A 20,141-nucleotide genomic window follows, 5' to 3' on the forward strand; every position below is an offset into this window, starting at 1 on the left:
TATGGATGAGAGATTTTCAAGATTGAGAGGATTTCTTGATATTTTTGGAGAGGATTTGACCTACTTTGAGTTGATAGAGAGTGTATTTAGAAAGTATTCTGTTCTGTATGGTTTTAATGAGTTGAAGACACCAATTCTTGAGAGGACCGAACTTTTTGTAAGGGGCATCGGTGAGGGAAGTGATATAGTAAGGAAGGAGATGTTTTCGTTTGAGGATAGGGGAGGTAGAAGCGTAACTTTAAGACCAGAAGGTACTGCATCGGTTGTTAGAGCGCTTCTTGAAAACAATCTTATAAATGAACCAAGGTTTCAAAAGGTATTTTATGTAGGCCCTATGTTTAGGGCAGAGCGTCCTCAGGCAGGTAGGTTGAGACAGTTTCATCAAGTTGGAGTTGAGTGGTTTGGTGTGGATGATCCAATTATTGATGTTGAGGTTGTGTCTTTAGTTTTTGATATACTCTTTGAACTTGGACTAGTTGAGAGAAGCGAACTAGTGATAAACAGTGTAGGGTGTGATGTATGTAGCCCGAATTACAAAAGAGAACTTGAGATATTCTTTGATACTCACTATAATGAGTTTTGTGATGATTGTAAGCAGAGAAGAGAGAAAAATATCTTGAGGGTTTTTGATTGTAAGAATGAAAAGTGTCAGACATTATTGAAAGAGGCAACAAAGATAACCAGTAGTATTTGTGATGTATGTCGTTTTCACCTTGACACTCTTGAAAGATATGTTTCAAGGTTAGGGATAAGGTATAGGATTGATGAGTCTTTGGTTAGAGGACTTGACTACTATACTAGGAATGTTTTTGAAGTGAGGTATCAAGGTATTGGGTCTCAAAATGCGATTGCAGGGGGTGGTAGGTATAATGGTCTGGTTTCTGAATTTGGGGGACCGAATGTACCTGCTTTTGGTTTTGCTATGGGTATTGAGAGAACTATGCTAGCCCTGAAGGAGGTTAGAAAGCCTAACTATTCAAAAACCGTTGCAGTATGTACGATTTCTGGTAATGAAGTTGAGTATGCTTTCAAGGTTGTGAAAATACTAAGAAGCAATGGTTTGATATCAAATCTGTTGTCCTATCTAGGTAGTATAAGTAAGCAATTCAAATTTGCAAACAGGCTAGGAGCAAAGTTAGTCGTTGTAATAGGCGAGAATGAGGTTAAAGAGAATAAAGTTTCAATCAAAGATATGGACACTGGAGAGCAAACTTCAGTCTCGCTAGATGGTTTAGTTAATTACATAATAACTAACATTTCATCATAGAATGGATTAATTCAAGCTGAAGCAATGGAGAGCAAGTAGGGTAGGCTAGAATAATTGTTTGACTTTTACTAGAAGTTGACAATTAAGTCTGCTAGAGTTTTCTAAAGAACTCTTTGATCTTTTCGGTAACGTATTCTATTTCTTTGTCCTTTAGACCTGGGAAGATGGGGAGCGATAGAACTTCTTTTGATGATTTTTCAGAGTTTGGAAGATCTCCTTCCTTGTATCCTAGGTAGGAGAAACATTTCTGAAGATGTAGAGGTAGAGGATAGTATATTTCGCTACCTATACCACTTTCTGCTAGAAATGATCTTAGTTTATCTCTGTATTTGGGTATTCTGATTGTATATTGGTGGTAAACATGTTTTGCGTATTTGGGTTCTTTAGGAAGGAATATGAGTTCCTTGTTTTGCAGGTCCTCAAGGATGGTATTATATTTTCTTGCAATCTCTCTTCTTTCGTTGTTGTTTTGTTCCAGTCTTTCCATTCTTATCCTTATGTATAAAGCTTGTATTTCATCAAGTCTTCCATTAATTCCTAGATAATCATGGTAATAGCGCTTCTCGGAACCGTGAACTCTTAACATTCTGACCTTTCGGGCTATATCTGGGTCATTAGTTGAGACTGCACCACCGTCTCCAGCGCCACCAAGGTTCTTGGTAGGATAGAATGATATACATCCTGTTATTCCGAAAGTACCTGTTTTTATTCCTTTATACTCTGCACCTATTGCCTGAGCATTGTCTTCAATGACTTTAGCATTGTATTCCTTTGCAATCTGAGATATTGTGTCAATTTCTGATGGACATCCATACAGATGAACTGGGATTATTGCTTTCGTTTTAGGTGAAATTTTCTTACTGATTTCTTCTGTTGAAATATTATAAGTTTCTAGTTCAATGTCAGCAAATACTGGTTTAGCGTATAGCCTTGCAACACTGCTTGCAGTTGCGTAGAATGTAAATGATGGAACTATAACTTCATCTTCTGGTCTTATGTCTATTGCCATAAGAGAGATGAGTAGTGCATCAGTTCCAGAAGAAACTCCAATTACATCATGAACGTTGAGATAACTTTTCAAACCTTCTTCAAGTTGTTTTACATTCTTACCTAGTATGAAGGATTGAGTATCAAATACTTCTTCAACTTCCCTTATAAATCTCCGTCTAATGAGTTTATACTCACGGGTGAGGTCAAGAAGTGGAACATTCATTTTTTATGCTTTGCCTTCCTTATGAATAGTTCTTTTATTACACTTGGGGCAGTATTTTTTCAACTCTAACTTTTCTCTTTGTATCTTTTTAGACTTTCTTGTGTAATAATTCTTACTCTTACATTCTTGACAGACCATAGATATAACATCAGTAGCCATGTTTTTCTCCTAATGAGCCCAGGATCGGACTCGAACCGACGACCTCTTCCTTACCAAGGAAGTGCTCTAACCTACTGAGCTACCTGGGCTTACAATAAAAATTATAAAAGCCTTAAACTGATTATTTCAAAGTTTTATGAAATCGGAATTTTAAAGAATCTATTATGTTGTTTGTATTCTTTCTGTTCTGGAAGTGTAGCAGACTCAATTTGTAATCAAATTGAGTATTACTTTATGTTAGGATACTTATCTTTGTAAACTCCGAGCGGAAAGAACTTTGTCATCTCACTCTCTATCCATTTGTTGGCTTCAACTGGGTTGAGATGCCATTCATTCGGACAACCACTGAGAATTTCAACGAAAGTGTATCCTTTGTTTTCCATTTGTAGTTTGAAAGCCTTCTTTATTGCTTGTTTAGTTTTGAAGATTGTTTCTGTTGATGTAACTTCAGTTCTCTCAACATATACTGGTGCTTCAAGGAATGCTATCATTTCTGCTATTCTCATAGGGTAGCCTTCATTTGAAGGGTCTCTTCCATTGGGTGAAGTTCGTGTTATCTGTCCTGGTAAGGTTGTTGGTGCTGTTTGACCTCCAGTCATTCCATACGTTGCGTTGTTTATGAATATGATGGTAATATTCTCTCCTCTGTTTGCTGCGTGTAATGTTTCAGCAAGCCCTATCGCGGCAAGATCACCATCACCTTGGTATCCAAAGACTATTAATTCTGGTCTTGATCTCTTTATGCCAGTAGCGACTGCACCGACTCTACCGTGTGCTGCTTCACACATATCTATATCCCAGTATTCATAAGCGTTAACTGCACATCCAACGGGTGCTATTCCAACTGTTCTTTCTCTTATTCCAAGTTCATCAATCACCTCTGCAATCAATCTATGAACCACACCATGACCACAACCTGGGCAATAGTGTGTCTTCGCATCTGTCATCGTTTTAGGTTTATCAAAGATAAGTTTTAGTTCCATAAAATACCTCCTTAAACTTTTATTCTTAAAATTTCCAAAGTATGCTCAACGATGCTTTTTTCTTCAGGTAATGCTCCACCCATCCTCCCGTAAAAATAAACAGGTTTATAATCTTTAACAGATAGCCTTACATCTTCAACCATCTGTCCTGCACTCATCTCAACTACTAAAAATCCTTTGAGATGTTTTTGTAGTGCTAGTTCCATAAGCCTATATTCTGGGAATGGGAAAGCAGATTGTATTCTAAATGTTCCTACTTTTCTTCCTTCTTCTCTCATCTTTTTAGTTATTGCTTTACATATTCTAGCTGGTGTTCCGTAAGCGACAAGTATAACCTCCGCATCTTCTGTCATGTATTCCTCATACATCACAAACTCTGCCTTTATCCTCGCGTATTTCTGCTGAAGTCTAATATTGTTAAGTTCAACACCGTTATCATCAAGCCATAGTGTTCTGACAACATTTTTGGGTCTTCCTTTTGCCCCTGTTAGAGCCCATGGTTTATCATACACCTTTGGAACATAATTTTGGGGGAACTCTGCTGGTTCAACCATTTGACCTACTATCCCATCAACAAGTATTAAGACGGGTATTAGATATTTGTCTGCAAGATCAAATCCAAGTATTGTAAAGTCAATCATTTCTTGGACATATGCTGGTGTCAAAACAATTAGCTTATAATCACCATGTCCTCCGCCTTTAACTGCTTGAAAGTAATCACCCTGTGCTCCTGCTATATTACCAAGACCTGGTCCTCCTCTCATTATATTAGCAATAACACACGGCAAGTGTCCTGCAGCAAGGTATGATACACCTTCCTGCATAAGACTAAAACCAGGTGATGATGTTGTAGTCATTGTTCTAACACCAGTTGCGGCAGCACCGAAAACCATGTTTATAGCCGCAGTTTCACTTTCTGCTTGGATAAAAACTCCTCCAACTTCTTTCATCCTTCTAGCCATATATGCGGTTATCTCGTTTTGGGGAGTTATGGGGTATCCGAAGTAATGCCTGCAACCTGCAATTATTGCTGCTTCAGAAAGTGCATCATTTCCTTTTACAAATTGTTTCATACAACCTCCTAATCTATAGGTCCAGCAATAACTTCCTGACCCATATATACTCTTATCGCTAGGTCAGGACATACAGCAGCACACTTCTTACAACCAGTGCATTTCTCATTGAATGTTGGTTCAACATATATCCATCCCTTTGAATTGAATTTACCACTCACATCTATGACATTTTCAGGACATTCGTAGACACAGAGAAGACATCCTTTACACCTTTCAGGTATCACCTCTATGAAGGTTGAGATAATCTTGTCTTTCACTATTCTTTCCATAAAAACCTCTTGTGGAGGTATAGTAAAGTAGTTAATTATAAAAAGTCAAGCACCATCAAAAAAACCGATAAAATCGCATAAAAATTAACCTTATCAAGTTTTTATTTTGATGAAAAAGAAGATTTTGTTTTTCATATTCCTTTATCATCAAATATTGTGAGGGATGTGGATGTTATAGCCATAGTTGGACCTACAGCGGTAGGAAAGAGTATTATTGCTCATCTTTTAGCAAGATATCTTCAGAAAAAAGGAATTCATTCAGAGATAATCTCGTGTGACTCAATGCAAGTGTATAGATACTTTGACGTAGGTACTAGCAAGATTGAGACTGAATACAGAAGAGAATTTAATTACCATCTTATAGATATTTTAGAACCTGATGAAGGAAGGTTTAGTGCTGGTGAGTTTAGAAAACATTTTGATGAGATTGTGAGTAGATTAAAGAGGGAGGGTAAGTTAGGAATTTTGGTGGGGGGAACCGGTCTTTATTACAAATCTGTCAAGGTAGGTATATTTGATGGACCTAGTGCTGATCATAGAATAAGGGAAGAATTATATAGGATTGCCAAAGAGAGAGGAGTTGAATTTCTTTACAACATCTTGAGGGAGATTGACAGTGAGTATTCATACAAGATAAGCAAGAATGATCTAAAGCGAATAGTTAGGGCTCTAGAGGTTTTCAAGATAACTGGGGTTAAATTCTCTGAACTCCACAAAAAGCTTACATCTCCGTCTCCGCATAAGATACTATCCTTCTTCTTGCTACCTGATAGGAAGGTTTTGTATGAGATGATCAATAATCGTGTTGACAGAATGATCAGCAGAGGTCTTATTGAAGAGGTTAGATGGATTGTTGATAGGTATGGTGAGAGTATATATCCTCTTTCGTCAATAGGGTATAAGGAGGTTGTGAGTTTTCTTAAAGGCATGTTGTCATACGAAGAAATGGTAAATTTGATAAAGAAAAACACACGAGAATTTGCTAGAAAGCAGGTTATACTGTTTAGGAATACGATAGTAGATAAAACAATATCTGTAGACTTAAATAATTACGGACCAGAACATTATGCAGAAGCAATACTCAATCAAGTTGTTTGTTATTTCTAGATGGATTAGTAGTAATTGAAATGAAAATCTCTATTTGGGAATTTTCCAGAGTCTCTCAAGTGAGTAGTATTCTCTCAAATCTGGTGTCATTATATGGACAATTGTATGAAACAGGTCAATAACGACCCATCCGCTTTCAGGGTTTATGTCTTTTGAGAGAACTGGAGTATTGGTTTTATATATAAACTCCATTATTTCATCAATCAGTGCTTGAATATGGTATTTGTTGTCTGCGCTAGCAATAACCATGTAGTCAAACTCTTGTGTAAGTTTTGAAGTATTTATGACTTCAATGTTTTCTGCTTTCTTTGAGGATAGTAGTTTTTTGATAGAATTAGCAAATTTACTGGGTGTAATTTGACTTGAGATGGTTTTCTTGATCTCGGAGCGTCTTTTAGTGATGCTTCTGGGGGTATTTTCTTTGATAGTTTGCTCTTCTAAAACGGATCCTTTTAATTCTTCGTTCTTCAAGTTTTTAGTAGATTTTTTCATTCAATAGAATCTTACTAAAAATCTATTCAGTTATCAAATTGATGAAATTACTTTACAACAAATTCCAACTTTGAAACAATCTTTGAACCTCATTTATGATAGGTTTAAGTATGGAATATATAGTATTACCTGTTTTTGAGAAGTATATTTTCAAGATTGGACTTTTTGGGACTACAATTGGTGCTACTTGGTATGGGACGATGTATGCTTTAGGATTTTTGATAGGTTATCTCTTTCTAATTTATTGGTCAAAGAAGGGCAAGATAAGACTTTCAAATGAGAATATACTTGACATCGTATTTGTTGTATTTCTTGGGGTTATTCTAGGTGGTAGGTTAGGGTATGTGATATTCTATAACTTACCATACTATCTTGAAAATCCTCATAAGATAATAGCAGTCTGGGAAGGAGGAATGTCATTTCATGGTGGTCTTATTGGTGTAGTAGTAGCAGTTTCTATATATGCTGGTGTGAAGAGGTTTAACACATTTGATATTCTTGACCTTCTTTCAATTCTAGTTCCGATTGGACTAGGGCTTGGGAGGGTTGGAAATTTCATAAACCAAGAGTTGTATGGTAGAGTTGCAGAAGGAATACCATGGGCTATGGTTTTTCCAACTGACCCGAAAGGATTACCGCGCCATCCTTCTCAACTCTACGAAGCATTTCTAGAAGGACTAGTGTTATTCTTGATAATGTTTTTCACAAGAAATGTGAAGATGCCAGTTGGTGTCAGAAGTTCACTATTTGCTATATTTTACTCATTATTCAGGATAATATCTGAATTCTTCAGAGAACCAGATCCACAAATAGGATACATTCTAGGATTTATGACCATGGGGCAGATATTGAGTTTTGTCCTATTGTTGGTTGGAGTAGTATTACTTATCTACTTCAAGAACCAGAATATACCTTCCAAAATTATGGTTTATGATAAGGTTTCAAAGAGGTGATTTAATACTGAGATTTATCACTGCTACATTTATTGTTTCAATCTCTTTAGTAATAATTTTACTGATTTCTTCAACCTTGTTCTTACATCACAAAACAGTTGTTGAGATATTTTCATCATACGGTAGAGGTATAATCTTATTGTTACTCGCAGTCTTCATAATTCAGTTTCTAGCGAAAGTTTTTGAGTACTTTGCGGTTGGTAGAAAGGACTATGTTAGAAGACAAGTGATAGTTTTGTCTGTCCTTTTACTCATAATAACGTTTTTATCTATCTTCTCGTTCTTTCTCAAAACAGACAACTATAACGACATTCTTCTAGGATACATTATACCTATGTTTTTTATCTCAATAGTGGCTTTTTTTACACTAGTTGATTTGATAAGGTTATTCTACATATATCCTTCAATACTGTTTGTTATAGTTTCTATCTTTCTTATCATAGTTGTAGCGGTTTTACTTCATCTTCCTATATCTTCTGCTACAGGTGAGCCTATACCTTTGATTGATACCTTCTTTGTAGCGACATCGGCTATATCTTGCACTGGGCTTTCAACGGTAAGTGTTGGTAGAGAACTGTCTCTATTTGGTCAGATTGTTCTGATGCTTGCTATACAGACAGGAGGACTTTTGATAATCTTCATATCAACGGTTGGGATACTCTTCGGACTTCTTTCAGGAGATGCTATACTCAAGTTGAGAATGGCATCATTCTTTGAGATGAGTAGTGTAGTTCAAACTCAAAATCTCATACTGAAATTCTTTGCATTATCGTTCACTTCGCAGATAGTAGTTGCAATGCTCATATATCCATACTTCTTTGAAGTAGAGAGGGATGAAGGTAAGGCTATATTCTACTCTCTGTTTCATGTCGTTTCTGCATTAAACAATGCGGGTTTTTCAACTTATGATGATAGTCTTGTTAGGTTCAATAATTATCCATACTTCCTTATGTTCCTGTCGTATCTCATATTATTAGGAAACACTGGTGTTATTGTAGTGATAGAAATATTTGACTATGTAGTCTCAAGGATCAAGAGATTTCTAAACCTTATAATGCATAGAAAGGATTTGAGTGTCAAGGGGTTATCTCTTTTCTCAAAGATAGTTTTGATAACACATTTTACTCTGATAGTTTTTGGGACTTTCTCTTTCTTTGTTTTTGAGGGGGATCATTTCTTGAGACAAGTTAAATATCCTCTCATAGATGCTTTGTTTAACAGTATATCCTTTAGAACCGCAGGATTTGCTTCTTTTGACTTTACGCAAGCAAAGGATTCAACTTATCTATTCTTCTCTCTGCTTATGTTTATTGGTGGTGGCTCTATATCGGTTGCAGGTGGTATTAAGATGAATACGGTTGCTCTTTTTTTTATAGCAACTATTGTATTACTTAAGTCGTATCCATACCTTTATGCAATGAAGAGAGAGATTGATTTTTACTCTCTTATAAAAGCAAGTGCGGTTTTCGTAGGTGGAGTAATTATACTCATAACAGGTATTTTCATACTATACGAGATTATAAGGGAAGAGAGGTTTTCGAAGATAATATTTGAGATTACATCTGCCTTCGGTACTGTTGGAACAAGTAGTGGTATAGTTAGCAAGGATCTATCGGTTCCTGCGAAGTTGGTTTTCATATTCATGATGTTTGTGGGGAAGATAGGGCTGATTACATTTCTATCCATTCTCGCAAGAAAGCAACAGCGAAACATAGGTGTCTTTCCTAAAGAGAGGATTATCGTTGGGTAGGCGTATTGCGAACTTACTTTTATGGAAATATTACTTTTATTCCTTTCTTTTCTGCTAGCTTTTTTGCATCTTCGTATATAAAGTATGTTATTATCCTTTTCTCGCTAACCTTTCTTCCGACCTTGTGTTCATACTTAAAGATTTGTTTCTTTATGATTCTGTTTAAGGTTTAGTACTGAAATAGGATTTCGTATAGTCAAGAGCCTTCCTAAAGCTCTCATAGACTAGTATTTCATAATTCTCAAGTTGTTTGAAGGGATAATAGCTATACATCGTATAAGTTATATAGTTGTTTTTGTTTAGATAAATATCAGAGTCTGAAATGTCCAGATGTTCTCTAACTCCGCCATCAAGTATGTAATTACACTTTTCTTCATCGTCCGATGTAATCTCTTCTTTGATGTAGGATGTTTCAAAGTAGTATCTTTCGTAAGGTTTTGCAGGGCGAACTCCTTTTATGTCGCTAAATTTCGCTTTTGGGATGTTTATGTTTGGGAACACATCAACTGGTATCTGTTCAATAGGGTAGAAATCCACCAGTTTTGATATGAAAAGTGCTGCTTGTTTGAATAGATCGTTATCAATCTCATACCAACCTACATTTATTGACGATGATATAGCCCTTACGCCGAGCATTGCTGATTCTCTTGCGGCGGAGAAAGTTCCAGAGTAGTAAATGTCAAGTCCTAGGTTAGGACCTAGGTTTATACCTGAAACTGTGAGATCTATTTTTTCTTTCACAAGAGATAAAAACGCTATCTTAACACAGTCGGCAGGCATAGCATCTATTGAGTATATGTTTTCATCAATTCTTTTTAGGTTTATACTTCTAAACACTGTGATAGAATGTGATGCTCCACTTCTGTTGCCATCGGGTACTACAACAAAAACTTTGTGCTTTTTTGATAGTTCCTCGTAAAGCATTTTCAATATTGGGCTCTGTATCCCATCATCATTAACGAGTAGTATATTCATAAATCTCCTCTATCGCCCGTAAACATCTTGAAATCTAACAATATCATCTTCGCTCAGATATTCGCCTATCTGTATCTCTATTATCTCAAGAGGAATCTTGCCAGGGTTCTCTAAACGATGTTTTGCAGTCTTGGGTATAAATGTACTTTCATTCTCCCTAATGTAGATTACATTATCGTTTATTGTAACTTTAGCAGTTCCTTTCACTACAACCCAGTGTTCGCTTCTGTGGTAATGGAGCTGAAGGCTTAGGGATTCACCAGGGTTTACGGTTATTTTCTTTATCTGGTAGTTAGGACCTTTATCTAACACTGTGAAACTTCCCCAAGGTCTGTAGTCGGTTATTCCTACCTTTGCTTCTTCTCTATCCTTTATCACCGATAGTATGGATTTTTCAGATTTTTTGTTTGATACATAGACAACATCAGGAGTTTCTATTATGTCCAGATCCTTAACTCCTTCTGCTACAACAAGCCTTTTAGTTGATATTACTGTAGTGTTTTTGCTTTTGTGAATAGCAACATCACCTTTTATATAGTTGCCGTTTTTGTCTTTATCTAGGAGTAAGGATATGTCATCTAGATTGTCAATATCAATAACATCAACTTTCCAGTCATCAACTAGGATGTTTTCGGGGATTCTTGATATTGCATCCTCAAATTTTGCTCCGTCGAGTGTTTCATCTTCAATTATGCTTTCAATAGATTTTGAATACGCTCTTTGGATGATGTCTCTGAATACTGATAAGTAGGATATATACAGCCCAATATTGCTGAGATTTGAGGTTTTTGAGAATGAAAGGAATTTTTGTAGAGAAGAGTTATTAATTTTTTCGGTTAGTATCTTGTCTTTGAGGAGTTTTGCTTTACTACTAGCTATTGCTATGATTTTATTGGGGAGTAGTTTGTTGATGGTATTGTTGAACAATTTGGAGAAATTTTCCTTATCTATTCTCCATATTTGGTCTGAGTTTGATATTGCTATGATTTCGCTATTACTGACTTCGTTTTGGATAAGGTTTAAGATAGCATAAGCTACTGCTTTAAGAGTTCCTCTAGCGTAAGGTTCTTGAAGGTGCTTTATGGGTTTGGTTTTGAATACTTCTATTGACTGAGATTTTATGAAAAACCTGCTATCCTGTGGTGCGACCGCAAGAATATCTTCGGCTGGAGATAATCCACTCCAAATTTCTAGAGTTCCCTCAAAAAGTGACTTATCAAATATTAACCTACTAAACTGTTTTGGAATGTTGTCTCTTGATATAGGCCATAGCGTTCTACCTTTACCACCACATAGAACAATAACTTTCATATTCTACGAAAATATAAAGTATCTCTCTTACCTAGTTCAAATTGCTACATATTGTTGCAATAAATTCCACATTAGGTAAGTAGTCAAGATTTTAGACTCTTTGCTTACTCACTTCCTTAGGTTCTATGTAGTGTCGTTAGTTGTGAAAATTAACTTCATACTAGGACTTTTAGTTACTTGTTCTAAGAAGAATATTTAATCACACCTGATAGAGACTGTGAAGAAAAGAAAGAACTTTACTCTGGCTGTGAATTTTAGAGTTTATTGTATAGTTAAATTAGTTTGTTGAGAACTCATTTTTATGTGTTATAAAATTAAATTTTAAAGGATATTACTTGTTTAAACCTTTCAATCCGAAATTGAATTTGAGTTGGGTTTTCTTTCAAAATTATGTTTTAGAGGTATGTATGGCAAAGAAGAAAGATAAAAAGAAGGTATCTGAGGGTATTGTTCATATAAAATCAACTTTTAACAATACTATAGTTACGGTTACTGATATGAATGGGAATGTTATCTGTTGGGTTAGTGCAGGGTCTTCAGGTTTTAAGAACACTAAGAAGGGAACACCTTATGCAGCGCAAGTTGCTGCTGAGAGGGCTATAAAAGAAGCAATTAATTATGGCATAAGGGAAGTTGATATTCATGTCAAAGGTCCTGGTCCTGGTAGAGAGACTGCTATTAGGTCTGTCATAGCTTCAGGAGTTAAGGTTAGAAAGATAAGAGACCTTACTCCTATTCCTCACAATGGATGCAGACCCAAAAAGAAGAGAAGAGTTTAAGGAGGTGTTATGGGAAGGTATATCGGTCCTGTCTGTAGATTGTGTAGAAGAGAAGGTGTAAAACTATTCTTGAAAGGGGAAAAATGTCATACTCCGAAGTGTCCTCTTTCATCAAGAAAAAAGAAACCAGGTGAGCTACCTAAAAAACTCAAGCCTACCTTGTCAGAGTTTGGTTTGAGGTTCAGAGAGAAGCAGAAGTTGAGAAGGTTATACAATCTATCAGAAAGACAGTTGAGAAGGTTCTTGGATGTAGCACAGCGCAAAGGTGGTGTTATTAGTGATAATCTCGTATCACTTCTTGAGAGACGGCTTGATAATGTTGTGTATAGAGTTGGTTTTGCCAGATCAAGAAGAGAGGCAAGACAACTGGTATCTCATAAACACTTCAAGGTCAATGGAAAATATGTAAATATTCCTTCTTACCTAGTAAAACCTGGAGATATTGTTGATTTCACTCTTGAGAGTGAAGAGTTAGTTGAAAATGCAAAGAAAAAATCCCAAACTTACATACCTCAGTGGTTAAAACTTGATGTTGAAAAAAAGCATATAGAGGTTCTGAACCTACCTCAAGGTCAGGATCTATCTTTAGACACTAATATAAATCTCTCATACATAATTGAGTATTATTCTAAGTTTTAGTAGGAGTGGTGTATGGATGTTACTAGAGTTTTAGGCTTGTTTACATTTCCCAAGGAAGTTATATGTGATAGATCTTCTCTTACATCAAATTATGCTAAGGTAATAATAAGCCCTCTTGATGAAGGTTTTGGAACTACTTTAGGTAATTCTCTAAGAAGAGTGCTTCTGTCTTCTATTCCAGGTTATGCTATAAGTGCTGTTAAGATAGATGGTATTTTACATGAATTCTCCCCAATAGAAGGTGCAAAGGAAGACTACATTGATTTCATACTATCTCTTAAACAAGTAAGACTTAAGCTGAACTCTGGACAAGATAGAAAGGAAGTTTTTATCTCCTTGGAAGGTGAGGGTAATTTCAAAGCAGGAGATTTATCTAGGTTTGACTCTGATATTGTTGTGTTTAATCCAGAGTTGGAATTACTTACTCTTAATGAAGATGCAAGGTTGAAGATAAAACTTGTAATAACCTATGGTAAAGGGGCAATACTCGTGGATGAGATAGGATCAGAAAATGGAAACGTTGAAGTTGGATTAATTCCTATTGATGCTATATATTCTCCGGTAAAAAGAGCTAATTTTGATGTTGAGACAGTTAGGGTAAATAATGAAATTAAGGAAAAGTTAATCCTTGAAATTGAGACAGATGGTAGTGTCTCTCCGGTTGAAGCATATAATGTTGCTATTGAAGTTTTAAAGTCTTACGTCAGGTCTATTGCTGAAGTTTCCATAGGTGATATTAATATTTCAAAGGTGGAGGGTAGAGTAATAGAAGTTAGAGAGATCATTAAAAAACTCTCTGCTTCAATAGAAGAACTTAACCTATCTGCGAAAACTTTCAACATACTCAAGGAGTCGGGTATAACAAAAATATATGACCTTGTTAGCAAGCATGAGGAAGAACTCAAGTTCAGAAGTTTTGGTAAGAAGTCAATAGAAGAAGTTAGGAAGAAACTTGACGAATGGGGTTTGAGTATAGGTATGCATTTACCTAAAGAGGTCGTTGAAGAATTTGAGAAGGGCTCTTGAGGAGGTTGTTTATGAGACACGGTAGTAAAGTCAAGAAGATTGGCAGATACAAAGAACATAGAAAATCTATGTTAAGAAACTTGTCAGTTTCTCTAATAAAGAACGAAAGAATTGTAACTACTGTTGCTAGAGCGAAGTATTTAAGAAAGGTGGTTGAAAAACTTGTAACGAGGGCTAAAAAAGATACATTACATAACATAAGATTTGTATTCATTTTCTTGAGGAACAAGAAGGATTTATTTAAACTATTTACGAATATAGCTGTTAGATATCTTAACAGACCTGGTGGTTACACGAGAGTAGTAAGGTTAGGCATCTATAGAAAAGGAGATAGTGCTGAGCTTGCAGTAATAGAGTTTGTCTAATCTTCAAAATAATATTAATTTTTTACATCTGGAGGATTTTGTGGTCATATCATCTACTTTTGATATTATTAGAGGTAGAGTTCTAAAAGAGGTTGATCCTGAGATATATGATGCTATAATCAATGAGATAAACAGACAAGAATACCATCTTGAGTTGATAGCTTCTGAGAATGCCACATCAAAGGCTGTTCTAGAGGCAATGGGTAGTGTTCTAACTAATAAGTATGCCGAAGGATACCCTTCAAAGAGGTATTATGGAGGATGCCAATTTGTTGATGTTGTTGAAACACTTGCGATTGAAAGGGCTAAAAAACTCTTCAATTCTGAACACGCAAATGTTCAACCTCATTCAGGTGCTCAAGCAAATATGTCTGTTTATCTATCTTATCTTAAACCTGGTGATACTATACTCGGGATGAACTTATCTCACGGAGGTCATCTTACACACGGTAGTAAGGTTAATTCTTCTGGAAAACTATATAGTGTTGTATATTATGGTGTTAATCAAGATACGGAATTAATTGACTACGAAGAGGTTGAAAGGATTTCGCATGAAACCAAACCTAAAATTATAGTTTGTGGTGCTAGTTCATATTCAAGACAAATTGATTTCGCAAGGTTCGCTAAAATAGCAAAGAATGTAGGTGCATATTTACTTGCTGATATAGCGCATTATGCAGGTTTAGTCGCTGCAGGTTATTACGAGTCTCCAGTTCCTTATGCAGATTTTGTTACTACTACTACACATAAAACCTTAAGAGGTCCAAGAGGAGGTTTGATACTTACAAAGGAAGTTTATGCTAAAGATATAGATAAATCAGTATTTCCTGGTGTTCAGGGAGGCCCTCTTATGCATGTAATTGCAGCAAAGGCAGTTGCTTTCAAGGAAGCTATGACGGAAGAGTTTAGAGTTTATCAAAAACAGGTTCTTCTGAACTCCAGAAAACTCGCAGATGAACTTATGAAAAGAGGATATAGAGTAGTATCCGGTGGAACTGATTCGCATATGTTTAGCATTGACTTGAGAAGTAAAGGATTGACTGGTGGTGAAGCAGAAAATGTTCTTGATAAAGTTGGTATAACAGTTAATAAAAACGCCATACCTTTTGACCCAAATCCTCCTATGAACCCTAGCGGTATAAGAATAGGAACTCCAACGGTTACAACTAGGGGAATGAAAGAGCCAGAGATGGAAGAGATTGCAGAGTATATAGACGAGGCTATAAAGAATAGAGATAGTGATGTTGTTTTAAATGCTGTAAGAGAGAAAGTTGTAAGCCTATGTAAGAGATTCCCATTGTATTTGTAGAGTATGCTTGTTAGAAAGTGATTTTCTTTTATTCTCTAATTGTTGAGTAGATATTACTTAAAAACTATCAATTACTCAAACTGTTTTGCGAATTTTAAGTTTTTTATTGTATAAAACAAAAAACAATGTTCAGTTTTTGTTATAACGATTGAGTACTTGAGAATAGTTGACTTTGATACCTTGATGTAGTAGATCTATTGTGTTTCCGATTATATCTTTATTAGGATGGGTAAAAGCATAGTTATATCTGTTATTATTTACATCTTTGCTATTGTATTTGTTATATTAGGTATTCCATTTATTTCTCAGATAGCTTACAAGTCATTTAGTAATGAGATATACGAATTGCATCATGAACATATGAACGATGAATCATCAGAAGTTGGAGAAAATAATGAAGATTATGAAAAGGAGGTTCAAGAGGTTTTCAAGAGTGCGGATGATATAGTTGTTGATGGGGTAGGGAAACCTATTATTTCAATCGTGATAGATGATTTTGGATATTCGCTGGATGAGAGTGTTATGTATGCAATAAAGAACTTACCTATAACTGTTGCAGTGATACCATTCCTTGATTACTCAAGGAAAGTATATGAGATAGCAAAAGATAATGGTAAAGAAGTTATAATCCATATGCCTATGGAGTCTTATAACAACAGATACAATAGGAACAAGAATTACATAAAGGTTGGAATGAAAGAAGAAGAAATTTTATCTATTCTTGAGAATGCCTTTAATGAGATTCCTGTTTATGGTATGAATAACCACATGGGTTCAAAAGCAACAGAAGATTATGAAGTTATGAGTATTGTATTGTCCTTCTTAAAGGAAAGAGGAAAATTTTTTCTTGACTCGGTCACGACTCCGAATACTGTTGGTTTCAAGAGAGCCAGAGAATTAGGATTAGTTCCTCTAAAAAGAGATGTTTTCATTGATAATGTATCTTCAAAATATTACATAATGGACAGATTACAGGAGGTTGAAAACATTGCTAAAAAGAAAGGATTCTGTATTGCTATAGGTCATATTAGGAAAAACACCATAAAAGCACTGGATATATGGTATAGGAGTGTATCAAACAAGTATAGATTTGTTAATTTAAAAGATCTTTATGATCTTTTAGAGAAAGAATTATAGTTAGGATAGGGAGCTTTAGCCCCCTTTAGATACTACTACTTTTTAGTTCCACAGGTGTTTATACCTAGGAGTGCATATACTCCACAGAAGCCTGTTATAGCGGTTATACCAAGAACTACTCCAGAAGCTATTAGAACTATCTGGAGGATACCGCTACTTATGACTCCACCGATTATGAGCCCGACGGAAATAATCGCTCTTATTATCCTGTCAGCTACGCCTTCATTAACCTCAAACTTAAGCATAATATACCCTCCTTAGAGTTTTATATTCTATTTACCATAAGACAGCACAAGATTTACAAACTCATTCTCTCCTTGGAGACCTATAGTTATTGATTGTTCATCATCGTTTATTATTTGTGTTGGAACGCTTTCAATACCCCATTGAACTGCTAAGTCAGGATTTTCATTTGCCTCAATAGTTTCTGATAGAACCTTCCCCCCAGATGCAACTGCAACTCTGTTAGCAAGGTAAGCAGAACCTGGACAGTATGGACAGGTTGGTGTAACAAAGACCTTTATATGAACATCCTTTGATACAGACTTTAATTCGTTTGCTATGTTTTCGTCAAATTCATGATTACCTGTTGAAACCATAACTATAGTCTCAACGATCTGACTTGCTTCGTATCCGAGAGGTGATCCACTGAAGAGTATTTTGTACCCCCTATCTTCTCCTATGGTGATACTAGGATTTGTTCTGATCGTCATACCTGACTTTGTTTGGCTACCAATTTTCGATTGAACCAGAGATAACTTGATTTTATCGCTTATGTCTGCTATCTCTGAAGCAAACTTTTTAGTAAATTCAACATAGTCCCTTGCCTCATCGTTGTCGTCATCGTAATAAACGTTGATATCAACTTCATCGGTAAGGGATTCAAACTTGTCCTTCAGATACTTTCTAGATTCATCATCAATTATTCTATCCATATAAATATCCTCCTTTTGTATCAAAATATACTAATATATATCTACTAAATCAACGGTTATGCTGATTTAACAGGGATACCTATTTTTTAGATTTATTCTGACAATGACAACCCTGGATTTTTGTATCTAGAGTAATGATATGATTGATCATCTGTTCTATCAATAGCTCTATTTCTTGTATCGTTTCTGAAGTTATACCTAATGCTCTTAGTTTATATTTTAGCATGTTTAGGTTTAGAATGAAACTTTGATGTTGTTGTTTTGCCAAATTGATCAATGGACAATTATATTCTCCCATCAACTCCTCTTCATGTGAGAAGTGAAATGAAGAATAAAAAATTATTTGGTCAAGCGCTCTTTCAAGTTCTGGTATGGGAAGTTTATCGTCAATGGCTTTTAGGAATGAGTTTATTACACTTATTAAGTGTTTGTGTTGTTCGTCAATTTTTTCTATGTTTGTTAAAATGTTTTCATCAAAAGCAAGTGCTTTCATAAATCCTCCTTCAATAATGATAATAAACCAATTTGCAATATTTTTCAATAATTGAAGTTATGAAGATTGGTCAAGAATTTGGTATTTTTTGTGGAAGAGTATTATTAATACCTAAAGTTATTGTAACTCATCCAGACAATTCTCAAACTTATCTGCCTAGAGGAGAAACAAAGTGAGAGGAGGTCATTTCACATTAATTTTCACCGAACTCGTATAAAAACTTCAGTCCAATAAAAATTGATAAGTTGGGATGTTTTGTTTGATATTTTTTGTCTGTATCCGAAAACAGATATAAGTTATGGTGTTGTTGTTTTTGATTTTCTTGACAGCTGGTGTATATGGCTTTGAAGTATCAATGAATTCAGTTGAAAAGTTTCACTACGACTACATTGAAGTGGTAGTAAAAGGCTTTGATAATTCTCTGTCCGATTATGCAGACATTCACTTGATGCTTACAAGAGACGGAGGAGTCGTTCCTGACATTATAGGGAGAGATAGGATAAAACCCGTGGTTTCAAAAGACTCTCTTGTATTCCTGTATATCCCACCTTATGGCATTAGGGATGGTATATACGACGTTATCATCTCTTCAGAGGACACTATCCTATTTAAAACCAACGTAGTTTTCTTCTCAAGGCAACAAGCAAGGCTTTTAGAACCTTTGAAAGTTCTAACATTTGAGGAAAACCTTGATATAAGAGACTTATTCTCAAGAAGAGATAAAAGCAAGAAAAATATCCAAAAATATTCAAATCTTCCTTATAGAAGGAAGAAAGTTTTGACACAATCCTATGCAGGTTCTAAAGAGGATTCTTTGATTGGTGATAGTAGAAGACTTACTTATAAAGAAGTGTCTGATAGGATTGCTTCCTTAATGCTAGGTTCAGATTTGAATACTTTTCTCATGCTTGGAGCGCAGACAACTTATCTCAAGGATAAGAAGAATGTTTGGTATCCTGTTGTTCTTACAAACCTTAGTGTGTTAAAGTATCTTAAGGATAAAGGTATACAGACTGGTGCGTATGTAATGTGCTTTCTTACTCTCGGTCAGGATAAAAAGAATATTTTTAAAGGTTATAAGCCTATAAAAGTTTTAAGGAATGGAAAGATTACAGATGAATACAAATTCACTTCCATAACTTCTTCAAAGCGAGTTCAGGATATTATTGATATCCTTACCTATATAGGTAGATTGGATTATGTAGATTTTCTGGGATTAGATTTTATTAGGGTAGGAGACTACGGAGGATATGAACTTATACCTGACTTTTACAACGAGATACTGTTAAAGTTAAACCTAGAGTCTATAACCAATATTTCGTATCCTACCAATAACATTGACAGAATGTCTAGGTTTGTAGCAAGTAATGAGAAGTTGAGAAGAGTTTTCAGATGGTATCAGTCCGTAAGGGTAAGTAAGATAATAAAGAAGATAAGGGAAGAACTTATGAATAGGGGTATAAATAAGCCTCTCATTGCGTTTATGCTTGGGTGGAACGCTGGGAGGGAACACGGACAGGATCTGTTTATGTTTAGAGATGCTGGGATAGATTATTCTTTCTACATGCTGTATGAGTTTTATACGGACCAGATGTTTGAAGAAGCAGGTAATTACTACTTGAGGTATGTTTATAATCTTGACTCAAACATAGTTTTCGGGAATATAGTTGATAGTATTCTGAATAGGGGTAATCAGGTAGCACTTGACACCTTTTCAAACAGGCTCAAGATGTTTGTAACGCACTACTCATACTTTCCTCCAAATGGTTTCTTCATTCATGACTTGTATCGTATCTTACACGGTAGGATAGAACCTTATACTAGAACGGAGTGGTTGCTTAAGATCAAAGAAACTGTTATGTATATAGATCAAAGTGAGACACTTAATAGGAGATACTAAGGG

The 20,141-nt window shown here is 35.5% G+C and carries 22 protein-coding genes and 1 tRNA gene; 11 read left to right on the forward strand and 12 right to left on the reverse strand.

The window, feature by feature from the left end; genetic code table 11:
• The first annotated feature begins 1 nt into the window (after position 1).
• Positions 2–1,267: a histidine--tRNA ligase gene (hisS, locus tag NZ579_03035; protein ID MCS7298923.1), complete on the forward strand. Its 1,266-nt coding sequence runs from the start codon at positions 2–4 to the stop codon at positions 1,265–1,267.
• Positions 1,268–1,358: 91 nt separating this feature from the next.
• Here hisS and NZ579_03040 read toward each other — a convergent pair whose 3' ends face one another.
• The 6 genes from NZ579_03040 to NZ579_03065 all read right to left on the reverse strand — a co-directional run bounded on the left by NZ579_03040 (position 1,359) and on the right by NZ579_03065 (position 4,967).
• On the reverse strand, positions 1,359–2,480 hold the full coding sequence (locus tag NZ579_03040) for a DegT/DnrJ/EryC1/StrS family aminotransferase (GenBank protein MCS7298924.1): 1,122 nt from the start codon (positions 2,478–2,480) through the stop codon (positions 1,359–1,361).
• A gap of 3 nt (positions 2,481–2,483) precedes the next feature.
• Positions 2,484–2,639 carry a 50S ribosomal protein L33 gene (gene rpmG / locus NZ579_03045; protein ID MCS7298925.1) on the reverse strand — a complete coding sequence of 52 codons (156 nt, stop codon included), beginning with the start codon at positions 2,637–2,639 and terminating at the stop codon, positions 2,484–2,486.
• A 15-nt stretch (positions 2,640–2,654) separates the two neighbouring features.
• Positions 2,655–2,728: transfer RNA gene (locus NZ579_03050), tRNA-Thr, on the reverse strand.
• A 138-nt stretch (positions 2,729–2,866) separates the two neighbouring features.
• Positions 2,867–3,622: a thiamine pyrophosphate-dependent enzyme gene (locus NZ579_03055; GenBank protein ID MCS7298926.1), complete on the reverse strand. Its 756-nt coding sequence runs from the start codon at positions 3,620–3,622 to the stop codon at positions 2,867–2,869.
• 11 nt (positions 3,623–3,633) lie between these two features.
• A complete protein-coding gene (locus NZ579_03060) occupies positions 3,634–4,695 on the reverse strand; it encodes a 3-methyl-2-oxobutanoate dehydrogenase subunit VorB (protein MCS7298927.1) in 1,062 nt (353 codons plus the stop codon).
• 8 nt (positions 4,696–4,703) lie between these two features.
• Positions 4,704–4,967, reverse strand: a complete 264-nt coding sequence (locus tag NZ579_03065) for a 4Fe-4S binding protein (GenBank protein ID MCS7298928.1) — start codon at positions 4,965–4,967, stop codon at positions 4,704–4,706.
• A 156-nt stretch (positions 4,968–5,123) separates the two neighbouring features.
• Here NZ579_03065 and miaA point away from each other — a divergent pair, with 156 nt between their 5' ends.
• The gene (miaA, locus tag NZ579_03070; protein MCS7298929.1) at positions 5,124–6,074 is read left to right on the forward strand and encodes a tRNA (adenosine(37)-N6)-dimethylallyltransferase MiaA; all 951 of its coding nucleotides are present in this window, start codon (positions 5,124–5,126) and stop codon (positions 6,072–6,074) included.
• Between the two features lie 30 nt (positions 6,075–6,104).
• On the opposite strand, the gene rsfS is transcribed toward miaA, so the two are convergent.
• Positions 6,105–6,566 carry a ribosome silencing factor gene (gene rsfS / locus NZ579_03075; GenBank protein MCS7298930.1) on the reverse strand — a complete coding sequence of 154 codons (462 nt, stop codon included), beginning with the start codon at positions 6,564–6,566 and terminating at the stop codon, positions 6,105–6,107.
• 110 nt (positions 6,567–6,676) lie between these two features.
• Here rsfS and lgt point away from each other — a divergent pair, with 110 nt between their 5' ends.
• Complete coding sequence (lgt, locus tag NZ579_03080) at positions 6,677–7,519, forward strand: prolipoprotein diacylglyceryl transferase (GenBank protein ID MCS7298931.1); 843 nt, start codon at positions 6,677–6,679, stop codon at positions 7,517–7,519.
• Positions 7,497–9,269, forward strand: coding sequence for a hypothetical protein (locus NZ579_03085; protein MCS7298932.1), 1,773 nt, complete (start codon positions 7,497–7,499; stop codon positions 9,267–9,269). Before lgt ends, NZ579_03085 begins: the two co-directional genes overlap by 23 nt.
• Before the next feature lie 162 nt (positions 9,270–9,431).
• On the opposite strand, the gene surE is transcribed toward NZ579_03085, so the two are convergent.
• Both surE and NZ579_03095 read right to left on the reverse strand, forming a co-directional pair.
• A complete protein-coding gene (gene surE / locus NZ579_03090; GenBank protein ID MCS7298933.1) occupies positions 9,432–10,244 on the reverse strand; it encodes a 5'/3'-nucleotidase SurE in 813 nt (270 codons plus the stop codon).
• A 9-nt stretch (positions 10,245–10,253) separates the two neighbouring features.
• Positions 10,254–11,555, reverse strand: a complete 1,302-nt coding sequence (locus NZ579_03095) for a sugar phosphate nucleotidyltransferase (protein ID MCS7298934.1) — start codon at positions 11,553–11,555, stop codon at positions 10,254–10,256.
• 407 nt (positions 11,556–11,962) lie between these two features.
• Here NZ579_03095 and rpsK point away from each other — a divergent pair, with 407 nt between their 5' ends.
• The 6 genes from rpsK to NZ579_03125 all read left to right on the forward strand — a co-directional run bounded on the left by rpsK (position 11,963) and on the right by NZ579_03125 (position 16,810).
• A complete protein-coding gene (gene rpsK, locus NZ579_03100; GenBank protein ID MCS7298935.1) occupies positions 11,963–12,334 on the forward strand; it encodes a 30S ribosomal protein S11 in 372 nt (123 codons plus the stop codon).
• Between the two features lie 9 nt (positions 12,335–12,343).
• Positions 12,344–12,973, forward strand: a complete 630-nt coding sequence (gene rpsD, locus NZ579_03105) for a 30S ribosomal protein S4 (protein MCS7298936.1) — start codon at positions 12,344–12,346, stop codon at positions 12,971–12,973.
• 12 nt (positions 12,974–12,985) lie between these two features.
• The gene (locus NZ579_03110; GenBank protein ID MCS7298937.1) at positions 12,986–13,999 is read left to right on the forward strand and encodes a DNA-directed RNA polymerase subunit alpha; all 1,014 of its coding nucleotides are present in this window, start codon (positions 12,986–12,988) and stop codon (positions 13,997–13,999) included.
• 11 nt (positions 14,000–14,010) lie between these two features.
• The gene (gene rplQ / locus NZ579_03115; GenBank protein ID MCS7298938.1) at positions 14,011–14,364 is read left to right on the forward strand and encodes a 50S ribosomal protein L17; all 354 of its coding nucleotides are present in this window, start codon (positions 14,011–14,013) and stop codon (positions 14,362–14,364) included.
• Positions 14,365–14,431: 67 nt separating this feature from the next.
• Entirely contained in the window at positions 14,432–15,673 is a 1,242-nt protein-coding gene (locus NZ579_03120; protein ID MCS7298939.1) for a serine hydroxymethyltransferase, read from the forward strand.
• 225 nt (positions 15,674–15,898) lie between these two features.
• Entirely contained in the window at positions 15,899–16,810 is a 912-nt protein-coding gene (locus NZ579_03125) for a divergent polysaccharide deacetylase family protein (GenBank protein MCS7298940.1), read from the forward strand.
• 35 nt (positions 16,811–16,845) lie between these two features.
• On the opposite strand, the gene NZ579_03130 is transcribed toward NZ579_03125, so the two are convergent.
• From NZ579_03130 to NZ579_03140, 3 genes are all read right to left on the reverse strand, one after another.
• Positions 16,846–17,055 carry a DUF2892 domain-containing protein gene (locus tag NZ579_03130; protein ID MCS7298941.1) on the reverse strand — a complete coding sequence of 70 codons (210 nt, stop codon included), beginning with the start codon at positions 17,053–17,055 and terminating at the stop codon, positions 16,846–16,848.
• A 27-nt stretch (positions 17,056–17,082) separates the two neighbouring features.
• Positions 17,083–17,745 carry a thioredoxin family protein gene (locus tag NZ579_03135; GenBank protein MCS7298942.1) on the reverse strand — a complete coding sequence of 221 codons (663 nt, stop codon included), beginning with the start codon at positions 17,743–17,745 and terminating at the stop codon, positions 17,083–17,085.
• 79 nt (positions 17,746–17,824) lie between these two features.
• Complete coding sequence (locus tag NZ579_03140; protein ID MCS7298943.1) at positions 17,825–18,238, reverse strand: hemerythrin family protein; 414 nt, start codon at positions 18,236–18,238, stop codon at positions 17,825–17,827.
• A gap of 298 nt (positions 18,239–18,536) precedes the next feature.
• On the opposite strand from NZ579_03140, the gene NZ579_03145 reads away from it, so the two are divergent.
• Complete coding sequence (locus tag NZ579_03145; protein ID MCS7298944.1) at positions 18,537–20,138, forward strand: hypothetical protein; 1,602 nt, start codon at positions 18,537–18,539, stop codon at positions 20,136–20,138.
• Positions 20,139–20,141 lie beyond the last annotated feature (3 nt).

The organism is Spirochaetota bacterium (assembly GCA_025061835.1).
Taxonomy (GTDB): Bacteria; Spirochaetota; Brevinematia; order DTOW01; family DTOW01; genus SKYB106.